A 22,209-nucleotide genomic window follows, 5' to 3' on the forward strand; every position below is an offset into this window, starting at 1 on the left:
TAATTTGAGAACTCTATGGCCCAGTTGATCTGGTTTCGCTCCGACTTACGCATTGCTGATCATCTTCCCTTGACCTTGGCTCGCCAAAGTGGCGAGCCAGTGTATGGGGTTTTTGTTGTGACGCCGGCGCAGTGGCAACAACACAATGTGGGGCTGCCAAAACGGGATTTTTGGGCCCGATCGTTGATCGCCCTGCGTGCAAAATTAGCCAGTAAAGGCATTCAACTTGCAGTGCTCAGTGCCGACACCTTTGCACAGGTGCCCAGCGTGTTAATGGCATTTGCCAAGGACATCGGTTGCTCCCGCATCTTGTGGCACCGTGAATATGGATGGGATGAACGGCAGCGCGATAGCGCCGTTTGTGAGGCATCTCGTCGAGCGGGCATCGCCACCGAAGTGTGCGAAGATCGCTGTTTGGTCATGCCGGAAAGTGTGCTCACCGGCGGCGGTACGCCCTATAAAGTATTTTCTGCCTTCAAGCGCAATTGGCTGGCTCAGCTTGCCGATCAATGGCGAACGCCAGCACCGGCAATCCGCAAGTCCGGTGAGGTTGTGGAGCAACTTCCGAGTCAATGGCAATCCGAGATCGCTGGGTTTTATCGCGATGGAGAGGACCCAAAACAGGTGCAGGCGCTTGCCACACTCTGGCCTGTGGGTGAGGCGGAGGCGAGCCGTCGGCTGCAACACTTTTTAAGCGAGCATGTTCGCGCCTACGGCGAGGCGCGGGACTTTCCTGCCCGGCCCGGTACGTCGCAATTGTCGCCATATTTGTCCATTGGCAGCATCAGCGCTCGCCAATGTGCGGCGGGCTGGCTTGCCGCGGCGGAGGGCGATTGGCACGATCCCCAGTTGCAGGTTTGGCTCAATGAGCTGGCGTGGCGCGATTTTTATCACTATGTGATGTGGCACTTTCCGAAGGTTTCCCGCAACCAGCCCTTTGTGGATAAAACGCGCGCGGTGGCGTGGCGACATGCTCCAGACGACTTTGATGCCTGGTGTCGCGGCGATACGGGGATTCCCCTGGTCGACGCCGCGATGCGCCAATTGTTAGCGACTGGTTGGATGCATAATCGATTGCGCATGGTGGCCGCCATGTTTTTAACAAAAAATTTGTTAATCGACTGGCGTAAAGGTGAAGCGTTTTTTATGGAGCGACTGGTCGACGCCGATTTTGCCGCAAACAACGGCGGTTGGCAGTGGAGTGCGTCCACCGGTACCGACGCTGCGCCTTACTTCCGCGTGTTTAATCCGGTGAGTCAATCACAGCGGTTTGATCCTGAGGGTGCCTTCATCCGGCAATGGGTGCCGGAGCTGGCACATTTGACCAACAAGCAGATTCATATGCCCACCGCTGATCAGCGCGGTGACTATTCAGCGCCGCTGGTGGATCTAAAATTCAGCCGCCAGCGGGCCATTGAGGCGTTCGCCTCGCTGTCGTAGTGGCTTAACACTCCACCACATTGACGGCGTTAATGGCCAAGCCACCCTCGGCGGTTTCTTTGTATTTTGCCTGCATGTCTTTGCCGGTTTGGAACATGGTTTCGATTACGGAATCGAGGGACACGTGGTGCACACCATCGCCCCGTAACGCGAGTCGCGAGGCGTTAATGGCCTTGATGGCACCCATGGTGTTGCGCTCAATGCAGGGAATTTGAACCAGCCCGCCAATGGGGTCGCAGGTGAGCCCAAGGTTGTGTTCCATACCGATTTCTGCAGCATTTTCTACTTGTTCATTGGTGCCACCCATGACCGAAGTGAGGCCCGCTGCAGCCATGGAACAGGCAACGCCGATTTCACCTTGGCAGCCAACTTCTGCCGCAGAGATAGAGGCATTGCGTTTAAATAGCATGCCAATGGCTGCGCTGGTCAGCAAAAATTGCACCACAAGTTTTTTCAAACCCCCCATATCGGGCGTGTACACAAACTTAACAAAGTAGGCGAGCACGGCGGGAATGACGCCGGCTGCACCGTTGGTCGGCGCGGTCACCACTTTGCCGCCAGCGGCGTTTTCTTCATTGACTGCCAGGGCAAATAGGCTGACCCAGTCCATGACGGCGAGGGCATCGGGCACACCATTTTCAAGCCGGTCCTGCAGGTCGTCGTTCAGTTCTGCCGCGCGGCGCTTTACACCCAGGCTGCCTGGTAGCGTTCCGCGTGTGCTGCAGCCCCGTTGGATACAGGCATCCATGACTTTCCAGATTTCATAGACGCCATCAATAACTTCCTGCTCTGATTTCTGTGACAATTCGTTGGCCATGGCCATCTGTTCGATGCGCAAGCCATCGCGCTTGCCCATGGCGAGCAACTCTTTGGCGGACTGGAAATCGTAGGGCGCGTCAAAACCCGAATTTTCGGCGTTGGCAAACTCGTCTTCAGCCAGCACAAAGCCGCCGCCGATGGAAAAATAACTTTTGCTAAACAGCGCGGTGCCCGCGGCATCAAATGCGCGGCAGGTCATGCCGTTGGGGTGCTGGGGCAAGCTGGCGCCCTTGTTAAACAGCAGGTCGCGATCTTGCTCAAAGGCTACAACCTGCTCGCCAAGTAGAGACAGTTGCTGGTTGCTGCGAATGGCACTGAGCAAGGGTTCGATTTCATCGACCGCGACGGTGGCGGGCGCCTTGCCAGCCAAGCCAAGCAGCACGGCGGTGTCGGTGCCGTGGCCTTCACCGGTCATGGCCAGTGAACCAAACAGGTCTACGGTGACCCGATTGATTTGATTGAGCGGGCAGGGCAGTTCTTGGAGGAAGCGCCGCGCGGCAATCATGGGGCCCACAGTGTGGGAGCTGGAGGGTCCAATACCCACTTTAAACAGATCAAATACGGAAATGGCCATGGAAATTTCTGCCCTTGAAAGCGATGTACGTCAGTTTAGCTGGTTGCGACTGGCGGGTCGGAATGCTAGGTGAGCTGTTTCCAATAGTCAACTTGTGTTTCCAATAGGCAATTTTTGTTCAAATATTGGCGCATGGGGGAGTTTTTAAGGGCCAGTTAAGGAGCTTGGCCCAGCTTCACCTACACTAGTTGGGTGCCGTAATGAGAGTGAAATTTCATGTCTTTGTGCAAAGCGTCTGTGTTTATTGCCAGCAGCCTCGACGGTTTTATCGCGCGCCCCAATGGCGACCTGGATTGGTTGCCTAGCGCTAATGAGCGCGACGATATGGGCTACGGCGATTTCATCAGCAGCGTCGATGTGCTGCTAATGGGGCGTCACACTTTTGAAAAGGTATTAGAGTTTGGCGATTGGCCCTATGCATTGCCGGTGCGAGTACTCAGCCGGCGAGGCGTGGAGATTCCCGAGCCCTTGCAGGATAAAGTGTCGGTCATGTGTGGTGAACCAGGCGACCTATTGGCGACCTTGGGCGAGCAGGGATTTTCACATGCCTATGTGGACGGCGGTGAAACCATACAAGCATTTATTGCTGAAGATCTGATTCAGCGATTGATCGTCACCCATGTGCCGGTGTTGATTGGCTCGGGCCTGCGCTTGTTTGGTGAGTTAAAAGACCCGCAATGCACCGTGCCTTGGCGCCATCAAAAGACGTTTACTTGGCCAAACGGCATGGTGCAGAGCCACTATGTGCGCCAGTAATTAGCAGGGCTTGGATTTGCCACAGACAAGCGCATACCATTTTCGAACAGCGATTAATCGCGATCGTCTCGCTGCCAGCGCTTGGCCGACTCAGCATCCGAGGCTCTGGCGTCAACCCAGCGATCACCCTCAACCGTCGTTTCCCGCTTCCAAAAAGGTGCGCGGGTTTTTAGGTAGTCCATGACAAATTCACAGGCATTAAACGCATCGCCACGGTGGGCGGAGTTGGCGCCCACAAATACGATTTGATCGGACGGTTCAAGTTGGCCAACGCGGTGTAGGATTAGCAATTGCTGGAGTTGCCAACGTTGGCCGGCCTCTTCGCCAATGGCATTCAAGGCTTTTTCCGTCATGCCGGGGTAGTGCTCTAGATAGAGGCCGCCGACAGTGGTGTCTAGGTTGATATCTCGCACCAAGCCGGTGAAGGTCACTATGGCGCCAATGTCTGGGCAGTCTTGTCGCAATTGTCGGTAGAGTTTGCTCTGCGCGAAGTCTTCGGTTTGCACCGCCACATAGAGTTTCATCCCCCGGTCACCGGCGGAAAGAAAGCCACTTCGTCACCGTCGGCCACTGGGCTATTGGGTTGGGCCATGGTCTGGTTGATAGCCACCAACCATTGGGTGCTGCTTAGGGCATCCTGCCAGTGAGGATAATCCTTGATGAGCTGGTCTATAACATCTTTTGCCGTATGCAGTGACTCCGAGTTGAGATCAACGCTATCGGTGTCCAAAAGGTCGCGCAGGCGCGCAAAAAATTTAACATTAATCATGTTGCTATTGCTCGTCGACTCGATAGTGGCCGCTTTTTCCGCCGGTTTTTTCCAGCACGCGAGCGCCGGTGATGATCATACCTTTATCCACGGCTTTACACATATCGTACAGTGTTAGCGCCGCCACAGTAGCCGCCGTGAGCGCCTCCATTTCGACCCCAGTTTGACCGACTAGGCGGCAGCAGCTTTCAATGCGCACGCGCTGGTGTTCAGGTTCAGGTGTGAGCTCAACTTTGATGTGAGTGAGCATCAAGGGGTGGCAAAGCGGAATTAAGTCAGCGCATTTCTTCGCCGCCTGAATGCCGGCAATGCGAGCCACGGCTAGCACGTCACCTTTTTTGTGATCGCCACTGTGGATGAGCGCCAAGGTCTCGGCGTGCATTTGGACAAAGGCCTCCGCCCGCGCTTCGCGCTGCGTATTGGCTTTGCTGCCCACATCAACCATATGCGCCTGCCCGTATTTGTCGAGGTGAGTGAGCTCCGACATTTTGCGATCTCTCGTTTGGTGAGGAAAGTCTAATGATACCAAATAGGGCTTCGCAGCGGTGGTTGTGTGGCCATATGAATTGCCCTAACTATACTGAAATATTGCACCCATCCCGCCGCTACAGATTGCTTGCTTTTAGCGGTGCTCAGGTGGGTTGATAGGGGACGATTCTATGGCCGACGCCAACATATCTCTAGAGCGGCAGCTACACAATCTTCGGATTGTGAGTGATTTTGCCATTGGCATGCTGTCATTAACGTCGCTTGAGCAGGTTGTATGGTTTTTAGCGCGGGACGTGATTGCCAAAATCGGGTTTTCAGATGTTGTGGTTTACCTTTACGAACCCGACACCAAGACACTGGTGCAAAAGGCGGCATTTGGATTAAAAAGCCCCGAGGCTTACACCATCCTAGATCCCAAGGCGATTCCTCTTGGGCAGGGGGTGGTGGGGAAAGCCGCGGAAAGCCGTTGCGCTCAATTAATTGCCGATACGCGAACCTATCCAGGATATATCCACGATGTCGGGGCGGGCCTGTCTGAATTGGCCGTGCCTATGCTTTCCGCAGGTCAGTTAGTTGGGGTTATTGATTCGGAGCATCCTGAGACAAATTTTTATACTCAGGATCATCTCGAAACAGTTTCTGCGGTAGCTTCTATTGCTGCAACAAAAATTATCCAAACGCAAACGGTTACGTCGCTACAGCTGGCTATTGAAGACCTAGAGTACAGCAGTAAAATTCAGACGGTTTTGTTTGAGATGGCGGAATTGATTTTTCACACTGATTCACTGCCTGAATTCTACCGATTAATGCATCGTAGTATTTCGCGACTTACGTTTTCCAAGAATTTCTATGTCGCACTGCTTGATCCATCTAATGCTCAAGTAATAATCCCCTATCGCGTAGACCAGCGAGACGGAGATGAGACCGGTGAAATCATACCGTTTGATTTAGACAAGCCAAGTTTAACTGCCTTTGCGCTGGCAGGCACTGAACCATTGCTGCTTTGCTCGGAAGATTTACAGCAGCTGATTGAGGGAAACAAAATCGAGGTGCTGGGCACTTTGCCTACAAGTTGGTTGGGCGTCCCCTTTGGGGAGGGGGCTGTGCGCGGGTTGGTAGCGGTGCAGAGTTATGACGGTGGATACGATTTTGGTCCAAAAGATAAGCAGTTATTGATGTATGTTTCTAAGCATATTCGCAATGCCATAGAACGGTTTCAATCGCGTGTAGATTTAAATTTTTTAGCGCTACATGACCCGCTGACGCATTTGCCAAACCGCAATTTATTTGCCGACAGATTGGGGCAAGCGGTGGCTAAGGCAGAGCGTGATGAGGGGTATGAACTGGCGGTAATGTATTTGGATCTGGATCATTTTAAGCGAGTGAATGATACCCATGGCCATGCAATGGGAGATAAGCTTCTAATGCAGTTGGCAGGCGCGCTTGCGGGTTGCATGCGCAAAATGGATACGCTTGCACGCTTTGGTGGGGATGAATTTGCGGTGTTGCTCGAGGGCCCAGAAAGCTGGCAGGCGGCCAGGCGGGTCGGTGCAGATATGATCAACGTCGTGCGCAATAATCAAATAATTGACGACGTGCGAGTCAACGTGTCTGCGAGCATTGGCGTGTCTCTGTATCAGAGCGGGCAGTCCTCCATAGAGCGTTTGATGTCCGAGGCGGATGAGGCCATGTATCAAGCCAAGCTGCTCGGCCGCGATCAGATTCAGGTCTACTCGACTGCGGGTGCACAAAAATATTCTGCAACGCACCGCCTAGATCGCGATTTCAAACGAGCGATAGCGCAGGGTGAATTCTATTTAGTGCTACAGCCTGTGGTGTCGCTCGATGGCGGGCAAATGGTCGCTGTTGAAGCGCTAGTGCGCTGGAATCATGCCGATCACGGTGAGTTAAGCCCCGCGAGCTTTATCAGCGATTTGGAGAAATCCGGACAGATTGTAGATTTGGATATATGGGTGTTCGGGCAGGCGCTGTTGTTACTGAAAAAATTTCAGTCCCAAACGTTTGTTTTGAATATAAATATCTCGGGTCAGGGCTTAATCAACGCGGATCTGTTAAAGGTGGTAAGAAAGGCGAGACAGATCCACGGCGATCAATTGAGTCGCCTGTGTGTCGAAGTCACTGAAAGTAGTTTGGTGGATGATGTGGAACTCGCGCAGTCTGCATTGCGGGAATTGCAGTCGTTCAATATTTCACTGGCAATCGACGATTTTGGCACTGGATATTCATCGCTAAGCTACTTGCATAAATTCTCTTTCGATCGACTGAAAATAGATCGCGCATTTATTGTTGGCTTGGAAACGAGTCAAGAAAAGGCTGTGATTCTCAATACTATCGTCAGCCTAGCCCGGGCCTTGGGTATTCAAACCGTGGCTGAAGGCATAGAGGAGATTAAACAGTTTGAGCTGCTGGCGGAATTAGGCTGCGACTTTGGGCAGGGTTTTTTAATGTCCCGCCCAGTGGCGCAAAATGTATTGGTGAAGATGCTGGCAGATGATTGGCGTTACTAACCGAGCAGTAGACGCTCCAGCGTGCGCAGGTAGATGCGGTGCAATTTGTCGAGGTCGGCTGCACTAACGCATTCATCTACTTTATGGATAGTGGCGTTTACTGGCCCCAGTTCTACCACTTGGGAGCCTGTGGGCGCGATAAAGCGACCGTCACTGGTGCCCCCCGCAGTGGACAATTCTGTTTGGCGGCCTTCAATGTCTTCAATAGCACCTACGATGGCGTCTACCAACTCCCCTTGGCGGGTCAAAAAGGGTTGGCCCGATAGGTTCCACTGCACTTGATATTTTAGTCCGTGTTTCTTGAGAATAGCCTCAGTGCGTTCGCGTAATATGGCCTCGGTGACTTCGGTGGAAAAACGAAAGTTAAATACAATTTCTACATCGCCGGGAATAACATTGGTGGCGCCGGTGCCGCCATTGATGTTGGACACCTGAAAGCTGGTGGCTGGAAAGAAATCGTTGCCGCCGTCCCACATTTCCGCCGCCAGTTCGGTGAGCGCTGGGGCCATGGCGTGAATGGGGTTGTCCGCTAAATGCGGGTAGGCCACGTGGCCTTGAACGCCTTTAACGATGAGTTTGGCGCCGAGTGATCCTCGGCGACCATTTTTAATCACATCGCCCACTTGGTGAGTGCTGGAGGGCTCGCCCACTAAGCAGCAATCGATTTTTTTGTTATTGGTTTGCAGCCATTCCACCACCTTTACAGTGCCATCAACTGCCGGGCCCTCTTCATCACTGGTGATCAAAAACCCGATCCGACCAGGGTGATCTGGGTGCTGTGCCACAAACGTTTCACAGGCTGTGACCATGGCCGCCAAACTTCCCTTCATGTCGGCCGCGCCACGGCCGTAGAGCATGCCTTCGTGCAGTGTGGGTTCAAAGGGCGGGAAGCGCCATTGCTCGGCGGGTCCGGTGGGCACCACGTCCGTGTGGCCGGCAAACGCCAGCAACGTGCCGCCGGTGCCGCGCTCAGCCCAAAAATTGTCCACCTCGCCAAAGCGCAAGCGCTCTACCTTAAAACCGATGGCCTCAAGGCGCGCAATCATCATGTCTTGGCAGCCTTCGTCGGCGGGCGTGACGGAGGGCCGCGCAATGAGATCACAGGCGAGCTGAAGCGTGGGCGAAAGGTCGGTCATGGTCGTATCCCATAGGGGGCGTTAACGCCCCGCGTAATGCTTGTGTGGTGGTGTGCGCTTACGTAGCGATGCAGGCCTTGCCGTTACTCAGTTCGCGTGCAGTGCGTCGTTCAATGCAATGGCGGTGCGATTGGTTTTACACTCGACCGCGCCGGTGATTGAATTGCGACGAAACAGCAGGTCCGCCTGGCCGGCCAGCTCCCTGGCTTTCACTTCTTTCACCAGTTCGCCTTGGTCGTCCAGCAGCCGCACTTTGGTGCCCGCGGTGACGTACAACCCGGCTTCCACAGTGCAGCGATCACCCAACGGGATGCCAATGCCCGCGTTGGCGCCCAGCAGGCAGTTATCGCCCACCGAGATGACAATGTTGCCGCCGCCGGACAAGGTGCCCATGGTGGAGCAGCCACCACCCAGGTCGGAACCCTTACCCACAAAAACACCAGCGGAAATCCGGCCTTCGATCATGCCGGGGCCCTCTGTGCCCGCATTAAAGTTCACAAATCCCTCGTGCATGATGGTCGTGCCTTCGCCGAGGTAGGCGCCTAGGCGAACGCGCGCGGTGTGCGCGATGCGCACGCCCGAGGGGACCACATAATTGGTCATCTTGGGGAATTTATCGACGCAGGCGACTTCCACTAAGCGACCCTCACACCGGGCCTTGAGTTGGCGCTCTGGCAGTTCGGCCAGATCAATGGCGCCTTCGTTGGTCCACGCCACATTGGGCAGGACGCCAAACATGCCGTCCAACTTGGTGGCATGGGGTTTCACCAGCCGGTGCGACAGCAGATGTAACTTGAGGTAGCCGGCGGGTACGTCGGCGGGCGCGTCGTCGTTGGCTAATACCACGGCGACCAATGGGCGCTTCGCTTTACTCAGGGTGTTGAGTGCGGCTGCCAGCTCGGCATCGAGCTTGGCTAAGGCCTCTGCCAGATCTGCTGCCTGGTCGGGGTTCATGGCGTGGCTGCCCGGTGCACCAAAGTGTTTTTGCACTTCAGTGACAATCTCCTCCCGAGGCGCCAAGCGCGGTGCAGGGTAAAAAACTTCGAGCCACTGGCCCTGGGCGTTTTGGGTGCCCACACCCAGTCCTAATGCGTAAATAGACATGGTTGATCCTGCGTTATGTCGTTAAAAAGGTTGCGCAGTGGAGGCGAATTAGCCCAGCAGTTGCGCGTATTCATCCGCTTTAAAGCCCACGCGACGTTCACTTCCGGTATCCAGTAGTGGGCGTTTAATAAGCGTGGGGTGTTGCACTAATAGCGCCGCGGGGGCTTGGGTCGCCTGCGCTTGTTCGGCGGGACTCAGTTGTTTCCAGGTGGTGCTGCGTTTGTTAATCAGCGCCTCGCCCAATTCGTCAAACCACGTCTGCGCCTGCGCTTGTGAAAGGCCATCAGCGCGAAAATCGTGGAAGGTGTAGTCAATGTTTTGGGCTTCTAGCCACTTGCGTGCTTTTTTAACGGTGTCGCAATTTTTAATGCCGTAGAGGGTGTTCATCGCAATTTAATATGAGTTTGTGGTCAAGGAGGGCGGCAAGGATACCAGAGATGCTGCGTGGCTGCATGGCCTAGCGGCCCCGATCGCGATGGGTTTTAAGTGCAAAAGTGACTAACCAAATAACGATTTGGACAGTACTTAAACGCCTTTGATCTAAAGCATCAATAAATCTTTACATAAAATAGTGATAGGCGTAGAAGTGCTTCGCCTGCAGTGAGAGGCCCTATCAATTAGCAGAGGTAGCATGGGAAGTGGCATTGCGCGATGAGTGAATCAAATAGCCAACAGCGATACAAAGTGGTGTTTTGGGGACAGGTTCAGCCGACGGTAACTCGCTCGGAGTTTGCCAAGCGCTTTGCCCGCTTTTTTAACGTGCGCAATCTCACACACTTGCGGCAGTACTTCACCGGCCGTTTGATGGTGCTGAAATCGGGCCTCACTGAGGCTCAGGCGCAGGGACTTGCCACGCGGATTAAGCAGTTCGGCGGTGTGTGCAGAGTGGAGTGCTATGCGCGCGCGAGTCTCGACGGTGAGTTGGCGCTCCGGCATCGCCCGTCATTCCTTCAGCCTGATTTTGACGTCAGCCAATTGTCGCTGACACCGATGGAGGCGCCAGTGGTAACCGCACCTGCGCGGCGAAACCCCTTTGAGGCGCGCGAGGTAACGCAGCGGCGCTAGGCTTTTAGGGTCTTTTTTGGGCGTTTGCGATTGGGGTAGCACCAGCGGCACAGTGGGCACTGGGTCCCGTCGCAGCCGCGGGCTGTACAGTATTCCCGGCCATAGAAAATAATCTGCAAGTGCAGCTTGTTCCACTTTTCTTTTGGAAATAGGCGCTTTAAATCCTTTTCGGTTTGCACTACGTTTTTGCCGTTGGTGAGTCCCCAGCGCTGCGCTAATCGGTGGATGTGAGTGTCGATGGGAAATGCCGGGACTCCAAAGGCCTGTGCCACCACGACGCCGGCAGTTTTGTGGCCAACGCCGGGCAGCTCCTCCAATTGCTCCATTTCGCGCGGTACTTCACCCTGATATTTTTCCACCAATATGCGCGACAAATCGGAAATGGCCTGCGACTTTCTCGGCGCAAGTCCACAGGGACGAATGACCGCTTTGATGTCTTCTACGGGCACCTGCATCATGTCAAAGGGATTGTCGGCGAGGGCCCAGAGTGCCGGCGTCACTTGGTTGACGCGCTCGTCTGTACACTGCGCAGACAGCAATACCGCCACTAGCAAGGTGTAGGGATCTTTGTGGTCGAGGGGCACTGGCGTGGTGGGGTAGAGCGCTTCGAGTTCACTGAGAATTTTTGCGACGCGCGCGGCTTTATTGGGGCTGGTCATCAACAGCCTGCCTCTACAAATGCGCGTATGCGTCTAGCGGCGGCCACGCAAGCGTCCCGTTCGGCCACCAGGGCGATGCGCACATGGTGCGCACCTGGATTGCCCTGCGGCGTATCGCGTGCAATAAATGTTCCGGGCAATACGGTCACGTGGTGCGCGCGAAAGAGCTCGCGGGTAAATTCCGTATCGCTTAGTTCAACGCGCGGCCACAGGTAAAAACTGGCCTCTGGGCGGCTGACATCAAGGCAGCCATTGAGCTCGGCAAGTACGGCGTCAAATTTATCTCGATAGCGCCGGCGGTTCTCCACAACGTGTTGTTCATCTCGCCACGCGGCAATGGATGCGAGCTGATTCGGTATGGGCATGGCGCAGCCATGGTAGGTGCGATAGAGCAAAAAGGGTTGCAAGATGGCGGCATCACCGGCGACAAAGCCCGAGCGCAGCCCCGGCAGATTTGAGCGCTTGGAAAGTGAGTGAAACACAACACAGCGGCGGTAGTCGGTGCGGCCCAGCTGTTCGCAGGCCTGAAGGAGGCCAGGTGGCGGGGCGTCAAAATAGAGTTCGGAATAGCACTCGTCGCTGGCGATGACAAAATCGTATTGATCTGCGAGTGCAATCAGCTTTTTAAAGGTCGCCAGTGGCGTAATGGCGCCCGTGGGATTGCCAGGACTACAGACAAAGAGCACTTGGCAGCGCTGCCAGACGTCGGCGCTAACCGCATCGTAATCCGGTAGATAACCCTGTTGTTGATCGCAATTCAAAAAGTGAATGCCGGCACCGGCTAAAAACGCGGCGCCTTCATAAATTTGATAAAACGGATTGGGGCTAACCACCAGCGCCGGTTGGCTGCGGTCGACGACCGCCTGCACGAACGCGAACAATGCTTCGCGGGTGCCGTTGACGGGCAGCACTTGGCGTTCAGCGTCCACGTGCGATAACGCAAAGCGATGTTCTAGCCAGTGGGCGATCGCTTGGCGCAATTCGGGAATGCCTTTGGTGGCTGGATAGTTACCCAGTCGATCCAAATTATCGGTCAGCGCCTGCAGTACGAAGTGGGGTGGTTGGTGCTTGGGCTCGCCAATGCTTAGGGGAATGTGATCGCTACTCGGAGGCGTGACCCCCTGCTTTAACTGCGCCAACCGTTCAAAGGGGTAGGCTTGCAATTGGTTGAGATTGGGGTTCATGGCGTGACTCTGATTTTTTCATTGTTTGTTATGGTATGCGGCGTTTTGCTAGCTGTGCTGACCGACGATGTCGTCCAGAGCTTTGCATATGCTGACCTGCAGTGCTTCACACTGTGCTGCATCGGATAGCGGTTGACCCTCGCTATCGGTAATAAAAAAGATATCTTCGACGCGTTCACCTAGGGTGGCAATTTTTGCATTTTGTAACTGAATGCCAAAACTTAAAAAGACGCGGCCAATGGCGGCCAGTAAACCGGGGCGATCGGGGCTGATAACTTCTAGAACCGTTGTTCCCGCCAACAAATCGTTGCTGATCATGGTGCGCGACGGCATGGCAAAGTGCTTTAGGACGCGCGGTGTGCGACGCTGAATAATGTCGGGGTATTTATCCACCAGCGACAATTCGTCGTGTAGCGTGCGGCGGATGATGTCAAAACGATCGTGATGCGTCGGCTCGCCGTTTTCATCGAGAACGAAAAAGGTATCGATGGTGTAGCCATCCGGTGAGCTGTACAGGCGCGCGTCCTGAATATCCAAGTCTAGGCCCGAGAGTGCGTTGGCCGCGGCGGCAAATACGTTGTCGCGATCTTTGGTGCGCACAAATATCTGGGTCGCACCTTCCATGCCGTTAAACCGGCTTTGGCGAATTAACACCAGTGGCTCATCGCTGCGGTGACAGGCGATGGCTTCGGTGTGCCACGCGATGTCTAGGTGTGATTCGCGTAAAAAATAATCGTCACCCATGTCGCCCCACAAGGTGCGAATGCGACTTTCGGAAAAATTTTTATCTTCCAGTTTGCGAATGGCGGCCTGTTGGGTCTCCAGGATAATGTCTTGTCGATCGATTGGGTTTTCGAGCCCTCGCCTCAAGGCGCGTTTGGTTTCTAGGTACAGTTGACGCATTAAGCTGGCGCGCCATGTATTCCATAAGTCCGGATTGGTGCCGTTGATGTCGGCAACCGTTAACAGGTAGAGATAATCGAGACGCAATTGGTCGCCCACCAAGAGCGCGAATTTGTGGATTACGTCGGGGTCAGAGATGTCTTGTTTTTGCGAAACCGCCGACATTAATAAATGCATTTCCACCAGCCAGCTGACCAGCCGGGTTTCGCGCCCAGTGAGTCCATGGCGCTCACAGAATGCCTCGGCGTCCACTTTGCCGAGCATCGAGTGATCGCCGCCGCGCCCTTTGGCGATATCGTGAAAAAGGCCGGCAATGTATAGCAGTTCGGGCTTTTCAAGTCGCTTCATGATGTGGTGCGCCACAGGATATTTTTCCTGGGCGTAGGGCAGCCGAAAGCGCCGCATATTTTTCATGACCAGCAAGGTGTGCTCATCGACCGTGTATATATGGAATAGGTCGTGCTGCATTTGGCCGGTAATGCGATCAAATTCCGGCAGGTAGCGGCCCAATATACCGTAGCGCTTCATGCGCTTGAGCTGGCGAACCAAGCTGTAAGGCGAGCGCATTAAATCCATAAAAAGGGCGGTATTGTCTGGATCTTTTCGAAATTCATCGTCGATCAGATGTCGGCACTCGCGAATTAGGCGTATGGTCGAAGCGCGCACGCCCAGTATGCGCTTGTCTTTTCCCATCAGCACAAAGATTTCTAGGAGTGCGCTGGGGTCGTCTTCAAAGACGCGCGTGTAAGCGGCTTCGATGAATCCGTTGCGTAACTGAAAGCGGGCGTTGATAGGCTCCACGTTCTGTTGCTGACCGGCCTGTAAAATGGCTTCGCTCAAAAACTGCAGCAATACGTCGTTCAACTCTTGCAGCGCTTGCACGATGCGGTAGTAGCGGTGCATGAATTGTTCGATGGCGAGCCGTTCGGGCGTGTCCTTGTATCCAAAGAGGGTGGCGAGTTCGCGTTGGTGGTCGAATAGAAGGCGCTCTTCGCCGCGTTTGGCGAGCATGTGGAGGCCATAGCGCACACGCCACAAGAACTCCTCGCCCGTCAGTAAAATGGCGAACTCCTCTTCAGTGAAAAAGCCGCGCCCTTCAAGTTGTCGGATAGTGCGCACGTTAAAAAAGCGCTTGGCCACCCAGCCGATCATTTGAATGTCGCGCAGGCCGCCCGGCGCGTTCTTTACATTGGGCTCAAGATTGTTGGAGGAGTTGTCGTGTTTTGCGTGGCGTTCTTGTTGTTCTTGAAATTTGGCTTTAAAGAAGGCGTCCGGTGGCCAAATTTTGTCGGGCCCGGTGAGAGCCAATAGCTCATCGCGCAATTGGCCGTCGCCCATCAGTGTGCGGCTCTCCAATATGTTGGTGGCCACGGTAATGTCTTGGGCGGCAATTTCAACACACTGAGCGAGCGTGCGCACGCTGTGGCCAATATCAAGACCAATGTCCCAAAGGAATGTAAAAAAGCCTTCAATGGCTTCAAGATCGGCCTGCGGGAGTTGTTCTTGGTGTAAAAATAGTAGGTCGATGTCCGATGCAGGGTGCAGTTCGCCTCGGCCATAGCCACCTACGGCGATGAGGCACACAGATCCCTGCCAGTGGAATTGGTGCCACGCGTAGTGCAGCAAGAAGTCAACAAAATGGGCCTGCTCGTAGACCAAGGTGCGAATGTCCTCGCCCTCGCGGAAGCGCCGGTCGAAATTGACCTTGGCGGCGTGCAGTGCGTCTTTAAAAATGGCGATGGCCTTACCGTCTGCAAGGCGCATCCGAAAGTGGTTTTGGTCAAAAAAGAAGGGCGTGCGCTCAAAGTAGGGCGTGTTTTTCACTTAGAACGACTCTTCCTTGCGCGCCGTTAGCACCTCAACGCCATCTTTGGTGACGGCCAGTGTGTGTTCCCACTGTGCCGAAAGGCGGCGATCTTTGGTGATGACGGTCCACCCATCGCCAAGAAGTTTGGTGCCTGGCTTGCCCGCATTGACCATGGGCTCAATGGTGAAGCACATGCCTTCTTTTAGCTCCATGCCAGTGCCGGCTGTACCGTAGTGCAGGATTTGCGGGTCTTCGTGGAACACATCGCCAATGCCGTGGCCGCAGTATTCGCGCACCACTGAATAGTAGTTGCTTTCGGCGTGCTGCTGGATGATTGCGCCGATATCCCCGAGGCGGCAGCCGGGCTTCACTAGCTCGATCGCCTTGTAGAGACATTCTTGGGTGACCTGCACCAGGCGTTGTGCGTGGCTCGGTACATCGCCTACGAAATACATTTTGCTGGTGTCGCCAAAGTAGCCGTCGTAGATGACGGTGACATCAATGTTGATGATATCGCCCTTTTTGAGCACCTTCTTCTCAGAGGGGATGCCGTGGCAAATCACTTCATTGACGGAGGTGCACACGGATTTGGGAAAGCCCTTGTAGCCTAGGCAGGCGGGGATGGCGTTCTGCTTTTCCACGATGTGGTCGTGAATCAGCTTGTCCAGGGCCTCGGTGGTGACACCGGGCACCACGTGGGGCTCAATCATTTCGAGACACTCGGCGGCCATGCGGCCTGCGATCCGCATTTTGGCGATTTCGTCGGGGGTTCGGATGGTGGCGGACATGGTTCAGGGGTTCCTTGACTGCGGATGTGCCCTACACAGGGCGGAAAAGGCCGCATTGTACCCCACTTTAAGGGTCGTCGGCAGGCTCTGTCAGGACGGTTTTTCTTTGTGTTTGGGCCGCTTTGTGGTATAAAGCGCGCCGCTGGAATGATCTAGCGAATTTATCTTAACGTCACACATGGTCCGTCACGCCTGACCTGGGTGCCTGAAAGCCTTGAATTTAAAGGGTTGAGGGTTGGTCGGTGGGGGTCATGGAGGCTCAACCCGAAAGGAAACTGATATGTCTCAAGTAAGCATGCGCGAAATGCTGCAGGCTGGTGTGCACTTTGGCCACCAAACCCGCTACTGGAACCCAAAGATGGGTAAATACATCTTTGGTGCTCGCAACAAAATTCACATCATCAACCTCGAGCACACTGTGCCCGCTTTCAATAGCGCATTGGACGCTCTGAAGGCAATGGCTGCCCAAAAGAAGAAGATTCTTTTTGTTGGCACCAAGCGCGCAGCGCAAAAGGTGATTAAAGAGCAGGCTCAGCGCGCTGGCCAGCCTTTCGTTAGCCACCGGTGGTTGGGCGGAATGCTGACTAACTACAAAACCATTCGCCAGTCTATTAAGCGCTTCCGCGAGCTCGAAGCACAGAGCCAAGACGGTACCTTCGATAAGCTGACCAAGAAAGAGGCGCTGATGCGCACTCGCTTGATGGACAAGCTGGAAAACTCTATCGGTGGTATCAAGGATATGGGCGGTCTGCCGGACGCGCTGTTCGTAATCGACGTTGATCACGAGCGCATCGCCATTCAGGAGGCCAACAATTTGGGTATTCCTGTTTTCGGTATCGTGGATAGCAACAGCAACCCAGACGGCGTTGATTTTGTTATTCCTGGTAACGATGACGCCATCCGCGCCGTGAAATTGTACGTGACCGCTGCGGCTGATGCCTGCTTGGAAGGTATCGCGGCCAGTGGTGCGGCAGTTGTAAACAAAGATGAGTACGTAGAAGCGAACGAAGCTGCGGCTAAGTAATTCGACGTCTTATCACGCGCACGCCCTTGGTGGCGAGCGCCTAGGAAAGGGGGCTTGGCCCCCTTTTTCCCATGAACAGTTATTTAATTTAAGAGGATAGGTTTATGTCAGCTATCTCTGCTTCACTGGTAAAAGAACTGCGCGAGCGCACGGGTTTGGGCATGATGGAGTGCAAAAAAGCACTGGTTGAGTCCGAAGGTGATATCGAACTGGCCATCGACAACCTGCGTAAGGCCTCTGGCCTGAAAGCGGCAAAGAAAGCCGACCGTACCGCTGCTGATGGCGTTGTGTCGGTAAAAGTAGCCGACGATGGTAGCTTCGGCGTTGTGGTTGAAGTTAACTCTGAAACTGACTTCGTTGCCCGCGACGAAAACTTCTTGGCCTTCGTTGGCAAGGTTGTAGATAAGGCCTTCGCAGACAAGCAAACCGACGTCGCCGCCCTGATGGCGGGCGAGCTGGAAGATGCCCGTTCTGCGCTGGTTCAAAAGATCGGTGAAAACATCGGCGTGCGCCGCATCGTTGCGGTAGATGCGGCCGGTGGTTGTGTAGGTGCCTACGTTCACTCCAACAACCGTATTGCCGTGATCACCCAGTTGAAGGGTGGCAACGTTGAGCTGGCCAAAGACGTTTCAATGCACGTTGCCGCGGTAAACCCACAGGTGGTTAACCCCGATCAAGTAGCTGCAGAAGTTGTCGAGAAGGAAAAGGACATCATCAAGGCGCAGCCAGACATGGCGGGCAAGCCCGCTGAGATCGTTGAAAAGATGATGGTCGGCCGCATCAACAAGTTCCTGAAAGAAGTCAGCTTGACTGAGCAGGCTTTTGTTAAGAACCCAGAATTGACCGTTGGCAAGCTGGTAAAAGACGCCGGTGCTGAGATCGTTGCATTTACACGCTTTGAAGTGGGTGAGGGCATCGAGAAAGCCGAGGTGGATTTCGCCGCAGAAGTTGCCGCTCAGGTTGAAGCTTCTAAGGGCTAATGCCTTTAAAACCCTCGGCTTGCGTGGGTTGGGGGCGTTGTAAAAGAAGAGGTTGGGTGTCGCACCCAGCCTCTTTTTGCTGTTAAACTGCCACGAATTTTTTGAGCGCGGAGCGGACCATGGCCAGTAGTCGGGACAAAAAGTACAAACGCATTTTGTTGAAACTCAGCGGTGAAGAGCTGATGGGGCAGGAGGGGTTCGGAATTGACCCCAAAGTGCTCGACAAAATGGCCTTGGAAATTGGCCAGTTAGTGGGTATTGGCGTTCAGGTGGGTCTCGTAATCGGCGGTGGCAACCTGTTTCGTGGTGCAGCCCTCTCCGCCGCAGGTCTCGATCGAGTGACCGGTGACCACATGGGTATGCTGGCCACCGTCATGAATGCCCTGGCAATGCGCGACGCCCTTGAGCGGAGCAATATCTCTTCGCGGGTCATGTCCGCCATTCCGATGAGTGGCATTGTCGAGCACTACGACCGCCGCCGCGCTATTCGCTTCCTCAAGGGCGGCGAGGTGGTCATCTTCTCCGCAGGTACGGGCAATCCATTCTTTACTACTGACTCCGCCGCTTGTTTGCGGGGCATTGAAGTAGAGGCCGATATCGTCCTGAAGGCCACTAAGGTTGACGGCGTCTATACCGCCGACCCCATGAAAGACTCCAGTGCGACCAAGTACGACCAGCTCACTTACGATGAAGTGCTGAACAAAAAATTACAGGTCATGGACCTGACGGCCATATGTTTGTGTCGCGAGCACGACATGCCGGTACGCGTGTTCAAAATGAATAAAGCGGGTGCGTTGCTGAATATCGCCGTTGGCAATGAAGAAGGCACGCTTATAGAAGAAAGCAAAAAAGGGGACGATCAATGATCAACGATATTAAAAAAGATGCTGAAAGTAGAATGCAAAAAGCGTTAGAGGCGCTGAGCAACAATTTCAATAAAATTCGTACCGGCCGCGCGCACCCCAGCCTGCTGGATTCGATCCAGGTGAACTACTATGGCTCAAACACGCCTTTGAGTCAGGTGGCGAATATCTCTGTTGAGGATGGCCGCACACTGTCGGTGACTCCGTGGGAGCCAAACTTGGTGCCCGAGATTGAGCGCGCCATCATGAAGTCCGATTTAGGACTCAATCCCTCTACTGCCGGTAGCGTCATTCGCTTGCCTATGCCAGCACTCACGGAAGAAACGCGTAAAGGTTTTACCAAGCAAGCCAAGGCTGAGGCAGAAAATGCGAGGGTGTCTATTCGCAATGTGCGTCGCGATGCCTTGGCGCAAGTGAAGGGGCTCGTTAACGATAAAGAAATTGGTGAAGATGACGAGCGTCGCGCAGCTGACGAAATTCAAAAGATCACCGATAAGTATGTTGCTGAAGTCGATAAAGCGTTGGCGGCGAAAGAACAGGATCTGATGGCGATTTAATTGCCTGGAGATTTGTGTGACAAGCAATCGTTTACGCCATGTTGGCATCATTATGGATGGCAACAATCGCTGGGCAAAACAGCGCAAACTACCCGGAGTCGCTGGCCACAAGGCCGGTGTTGAACGCATACGAGATGTTATGCGTGCCTGCCAAAAAGAGGGCGTCGAGGTATTAACGCTGTTCGCATTCAGCAGCGAAAACTGGCAGCGCCCCGCCAAAGAGGTGGAGGCGTTGATGTCCTTGTTCCAACTCTATCTCCAGCGCGAGGCGCGCAAGTTGCACGACGAAGGTGTACGTCTGCAGGTTATTGGCCGGCGCGATCGCTTCGGCCCCAAAATTCTAAACGCGATCGAAGACGCAGAAACCTTGACGAGCGCGGGTACAACCCGGCTCGTTATTGCTGCGGACTACGGTGGCCAGTGGGACATCGCCAATGCGGCGCGGGCTGTCGCAGTACAAGTGGCTGCTGGTGAACTGCAACCTGCTGACATTGATGACCAGTGTCTGCACGCGCACACCCAGTTGGCGGATTTGCCAGCGTTAGATCTTTTGATAAGAACCGGTGGTGAATACCGCATCAGTAATTTTTTATTGTGGCAGGCAGCGTATGCCGAGCTGTATTTCAGTGAGCAATTCTGGCCCGATTTTGATGACCAGTCTCTGCACCTAGCCGCGCAGGATTTTTACGGTCGCCAACGCCGCTTTGGCTTAAATGGCGACCAAGTTGAGGAGGCTGTGCGTGCTTAAGCAACGCATAATTACAGCGTTATTGATTGTGGCTGTTCTGCTGGCAGCGTTGCATTATTTGCCGACGTCGCTGTTTCAATTGTTGCTGGCCACGGCGGTTCTCATCGCTACTTGGGAGTGGTCCAATTTAGCAGGCGTTACGAGTTATACGCTGCGCGGCGCCTATGTGGTTGTCACCGCCGGCATTATGGCGGCGGCGGGTTATTTGGTTGGCCTTAGTCACGAGTTGGATACGCAGTGGCTGAGGAATTTGCTGATGATTGGCAGTGGCTGGTGGGCCCTGTCGCTGCTTTGGGTGCAAGGTTATCCCTCCAGTTCGCTGTTGTGGGGCGCGCGCTTGCCGCGTTTACTCATCGGTTGGCTGGTAATGGTGCCCGCGTGGTTGGCGCTGTGCTATTTGCGCGAGCAGCCCGCGGGTGCATGGCTAATGCTTATGGTCGTCGCCGTGGTCGCCGGTGCAGACATTGGTGGCTATTTTGTCGGCCGAAAATTTGGCAAGCACAAGCTGGCGCCTCAGGTGAGTCCAGGCAAAACGTGGGAGGGATTCTGGGGCGGCTTAGTAACCAATATATTGTGGGCAATCTTGCTGGGATTGTGGTTGGGCGAGGGGCGACTCCCGTTGTTGTTGGCGATTATCATCCCCGCGAGCTTGGTCTCTGTTCTGGGCGATCTCGTTGAAAGTATGTTGAAACGACATCGCGGTATTAAAGACAGTAGCCAGTTATTGCCCGGACATGGTGGAGTATTAGATCGAATCGACAGCATTACTGCAGCGGCTCCAGTCATGGCGTTGGGCATTTTGATGACCGGGTTCAGTCTGGTATGAAGCCCCAGAGCATTACCATTCTTGGCGCAACGGGCTCCATCGGTTTAAGTACCTTGGATGTGGTGGCGCGCCATCCGGATCGTTATCAGGTGTACGCGGTCACGGCTGCTCGACAATGGCAGTCGCTGGCTGCATTGGCCATCACACATACAGCGCGCTATGCCGTCATCGCAGACGAGCAATACGCGGAGGAGTTACGGCACGCACTGCGCGATACAGATACTACCGTGCTGGCTGGAGAAGCGGCCCTGGCTGAAGTCTCCAAGGCGGCGGAGGTTCAGGTGGTCATGGCCGCAATAGTCGGTGCGGCGGGTCTTTTGCCCACTTTGGCGGCTGTAAATGCGGGTAAAAAAGTCTTATTGGCCAATAAAGAAGCGCTGGTTATGGCGGGGCACCTGTTTATGGAGGCCGTCGCTGCCAGTGGGGCAACGCTATTGCCCATTGATTCAGAGCACAATGCCATTTTCCAGTGTCTGCCCGAGCGATACACATCAACCGTCGGCGCTGGCGTCAGTAAAATACTGCTAACCGCCTCTGGCGGACCGTTTCGCACTTGGGAATTCGATGCCTTGGCTGCGGTGACGCCAGCGCAAGCCTGCGCCCACCCCAATTGGTCTATGGGTCGAAAAATCTCGGTAGATTCCGCCACCATGATGAATAAGGGCTTGGAGCTTATCGAAGCCTGCTGGCTGTTTCGCACCACCGCGGTTCATGTGGAGGTGGTGATTCATCCGCAGAGTGTTATCCATTCCATGGTTCAGTATGTGGATGGCTCGGTACTGGCGCAGATGGGGAACCCGGATATGCGCACGCCAATTGCCCACGCGTTGGCGTGGCCTGAGCGCATAGATTCCGGTGTGCCGCCGTTGGATTTGATCGCCACAGCCAAGCTGGATTTCGAGGCGCCTGATATGACGCGCTTTCCATGCCTGCGGTTGGCCTATGAGGCAGCGCAAAATGGGGCGGCACCCACAGTGTTGAATGCCGCCAACGAAGTGGCCGTCGATGCGTTTTTAAGCGAAAAATTGCCGTTTAGTGGCATTGCAAGAATTTGTGAGCAAGTCCTGCAGCAAGTGCAACACGCGGAACCTGTGAGCATTGACGAAGTCTTAGCCGTTGATGCGATGGCGCGCGAGCGTGCCGAACACCTGTTACAGGGTAGCTAAATAGAATTTGGCCAGACGTTAGCG

General features: G+C 54.5%; 22 protein-coding genes. 11 read left to right on the forward strand and 11 right to left on the reverse strand.

The window, feature by feature from the left end:
* Positions 1–15: 15 nt before the first annotated feature.
* Positions 16–1,440 carry a cryptochrome/photolyase family protein gene (locus FHS30_RS04930; protein ID WP_183908885.1) on the forward strand — a complete coding sequence of 475 codons (1,425 nt, stop codon included), beginning with the start codon at positions 16–18 and terminating at the stop codon, positions 1,438–1,440.
* A 4-nt stretch (positions 1,441–1,444) separates the two neighbouring features.
* Here the strand turns inward: FHS30_RS04930 and FHS30_RS04935 are convergent, their stop codons facing one another.
* Positions 1,445–2,833: an L-serine ammonia-lyase gene (locus tag FHS30_RS04935; protein WP_183908887.1), complete on the reverse strand. Its 1,389-nt coding sequence runs from the start codon at positions 2,831–2,833 to the stop codon at positions 1,445–1,447.
* 216 nt (positions 2,834–3,049) lie between these two features.
* Between FHS30_RS04935 and FHS30_RS04940 the strand changes: the two genes are divergently transcribed.
* Positions 3,050–3,589: a dihydrofolate reductase family protein gene (locus FHS30_RS04940; RefSeq protein WP_183908889.1), complete on the forward strand. Its 540-nt coding sequence runs from the start codon at positions 3,050–3,052 to the stop codon at positions 3,587–3,589.
* Positions 3,590–3,642: 53 nt separating this feature from the next.
* Here FHS30_RS04940 and moaE read toward each other — a convergent pair whose 3' ends face one another.
* The 3 genes from moaE to moaC are packed head-to-tail and all read right to left on the reverse strand — an operon-like array spanning position 3,643 to position 4,845.
* The gene (gene moaE / locus FHS30_RS04945) at positions 3,643–4,113 is read right to left on the reverse strand and encodes a molybdopterin synthase catalytic subunit MoaE (RefSeq protein WP_183908892.1); all 471 of its coding nucleotides are present in this window, start codon (positions 4,111–4,113) and stop codon (positions 3,643–3,645) included.
* Positions 4,110–4,358, reverse strand: coding sequence for a molybdopterin converting factor subunit 1 (gene moaD / locus FHS30_RS04950; RefSeq protein ID WP_183908894.1), 249 nt, complete (start codon positions 4,356–4,358; stop codon positions 4,110–4,112). The genes moaE and moaD overlap by 4 nt, the downstream gene beginning before the upstream one ends.
* A 4-nt stretch (positions 4,359–4,362) precedes the next feature.
* Complete coding sequence (gene moaC, locus FHS30_RS04955) at positions 4,363–4,845, reverse strand: cyclic pyranopterin monophosphate synthase MoaC (protein ID WP_183908896.1); 483 nt, start codon at positions 4,843–4,845, stop codon at positions 4,363–4,365.
* A gap of 172 nt (positions 4,846–5,017) precedes the next feature.
* On the opposite strand from moaC, the gene FHS30_RS04960 reads away from it, so the two are divergent.
* A complete protein-coding gene (locus tag FHS30_RS04960) occupies positions 5,018–7,375 on the forward strand; it encodes an EAL domain-containing protein (RefSeq protein ID WP_183908897.1) in 2,358 nt (785 codons plus the stop codon).
* Here the strand turns inward: FHS30_RS04960 and dapE are convergent.
* From dapE to FHS30_RS04975, 3 genes are all read right to left on the reverse strand, one after another.
* On the reverse strand, positions 7,372–8,511 hold the full coding sequence (gene dapE / locus FHS30_RS04965) for a succinyl-diaminopimelate desuccinylase (RefSeq protein WP_183908898.1): 1,140 nt from the start codon (positions 8,509–8,511) through the stop codon (positions 7,372–7,374). The genes FHS30_RS04960 and dapE overlap by 4 nt on opposite strands.
* A gap of 87 nt (positions 8,512–8,598) precedes the next feature.
* The gene (gene dapD, locus FHS30_RS04970; protein ID WP_183908899.1) at positions 8,599–9,615 is read right to left on the reverse strand and encodes a 2,3,4,5-tetrahydropyridine-2,6-dicarboxylate N-succinyltransferase; all 1,017 of its coding nucleotides are present in this window, start codon (positions 9,613–9,615) and stop codon (positions 8,599–8,601) included.
* Positions 9,616–9,663: 48 nt separating this feature from the next.
* Positions 9,664–10,002: an ArsC family reductase gene (locus tag FHS30_RS04975; RefSeq protein ID WP_183908900.1), complete on the reverse strand. Its 339-nt coding sequence runs from the start codon at positions 10,000–10,002 to the stop codon at positions 9,664–9,666.
* 264 nt (positions 10,003–10,266) lie between these two features.
* On the opposite strand from FHS30_RS04975, the gene FHS30_RS04980 reads away from it, so the two are divergent.
* Positions 10,267–10,680, forward strand: coding sequence for a hypothetical protein (locus tag FHS30_RS04980; protein WP_183908901.1), 414 nt, complete (start codon positions 10,267–10,269; stop codon positions 10,678–10,680).
* Here the strand turns inward: FHS30_RS04980 and nth are convergent.
* From nth to map, 4 genes are read right to left on the reverse strand one after another with little or no spacing between them, the layout of a single operon-like run.
* The gene (nth, locus tag FHS30_RS04985) at positions 10,677–11,339 is read right to left on the reverse strand and encodes an endonuclease III (RefSeq protein WP_183908902.1); all 663 of its coding nucleotides are present in this window, start codon (positions 11,337–11,339) and stop codon (positions 10,677–10,679) included. The two genes, FHS30_RS04980 and nth, sit on opposite strands and share 4 nt — an antisense overlap.
* Entirely contained in the window at positions 11,339–12,523 is a 1,185-nt protein-coding gene (gene dapC, locus FHS30_RS04990) for a succinyldiaminopimelate transaminase (protein ID WP_183908903.1), read from the reverse strand. Before dapC ends, nth begins: the two co-directional genes overlap by 1 nt.
* A gap of 48 nt (positions 12,524–12,571) precedes the next feature.
* Positions 12,572–15,250, reverse strand: a complete 2,679-nt coding sequence (locus FHS30_RS04995; protein WP_343048920.1) for a [protein-PII] uridylyltransferase — start codon at positions 15,248–15,250, stop codon at positions 12,572–12,574.
* Positions 15,251–16,021 (reverse strand): type I methionyl aminopeptidase, encoded by a 771-nt coding sequence (gene map, locus FHS30_RS05000; RefSeq protein ID WP_183908904.1) that lies wholly within the window; start codon positions 16,019–16,021, stop codon positions 15,251–15,253.
* 280 nt (positions 16,022–16,301) lie between these two features.
* Here map and rpsB point away from each other — a divergent pair, with 280 nt between their 5' ends.
* The 7 genes from rpsB (at position 16,302) to ispC (ending at position 22,185) form a co-directional block, all read left to right on the forward strand.
* A complete protein-coding gene (rpsB, locus tag FHS30_RS05005; protein WP_183908905.1) occupies positions 16,302–17,045 on the forward strand; it encodes a 30S ribosomal protein S2 in 744 nt (247 codons plus the stop codon).
* A gap of 104 nt (positions 17,046–17,149) precedes the next feature.
* A complete protein-coding gene (gene tsf, locus FHS30_RS05010; RefSeq protein WP_183908906.1) occupies positions 17,150–18,025 on the forward strand; it encodes a translation elongation factor Ts in 876 nt (291 codons plus the stop codon).
* A gap of 119 nt (positions 18,026–18,144) precedes the next feature.
* Positions 18,145–18,891 carry a UMP kinase gene (pyrH, locus tag FHS30_RS05015; protein WP_183908907.1) on the forward strand — a complete coding sequence of 249 codons (747 nt, stop codon included), beginning with the start codon at positions 18,145–18,147 and terminating at the stop codon, positions 18,889–18,891.
* Positions 18,888–19,445 carry a ribosome recycling factor gene (frr, locus tag FHS30_RS05020; RefSeq protein ID WP_183908908.1) on the forward strand — a complete coding sequence of 186 codons (558 nt, stop codon included), beginning with the start codon at positions 18,888–18,890 and terminating at the stop codon, positions 19,443–19,445. Before pyrH ends, frr begins: the two co-directional genes overlap by 4 nt.
* A gap of 16 nt (positions 19,446–19,461) precedes the next feature.
* Positions 19,462–20,193, forward strand: coding sequence for a polyprenyl diphosphate synthase (gene uppS, locus FHS30_RS05025; RefSeq protein WP_183908909.1), 732 nt, complete (start codon positions 19,462–19,464; stop codon positions 20,191–20,193).
* The gene (locus FHS30_RS05030; protein ID WP_343048921.1) at positions 20,186–21,019 is read left to right on the forward strand and encodes a phosphatidate cytidylyltransferase; all 834 of its coding nucleotides are present in this window, start codon (positions 20,186–20,188) and stop codon (positions 21,017–21,019) included. The genes uppS and FHS30_RS05030 overlap by 8 nt, the downstream gene beginning before the upstream one ends.
* Positions 21,016–22,185, forward strand: a complete 1,170-nt coding sequence (gene ispC, locus FHS30_RS05035) for a 1-deoxy-D-xylulose-5-phosphate reductoisomerase (protein ID WP_183908911.1) — start codon at positions 21,016–21,018, stop codon at positions 22,183–22,185. The genes FHS30_RS05030 and ispC overlap by 4 nt, the downstream gene beginning before the upstream one ends.
* The last annotated feature ends 24 nt before the right edge of the window (positions 22,186–22,209 follow it).

The organism is Simiduia aestuariiviva (assembly GCF_014192475.1).
GTDB lineage: Bacteria > Pseudomonadota > Gammaproteobacteria > Pseudomonadales > Cellvibrionaceae > Simiduia > Simiduia aestuariiviva.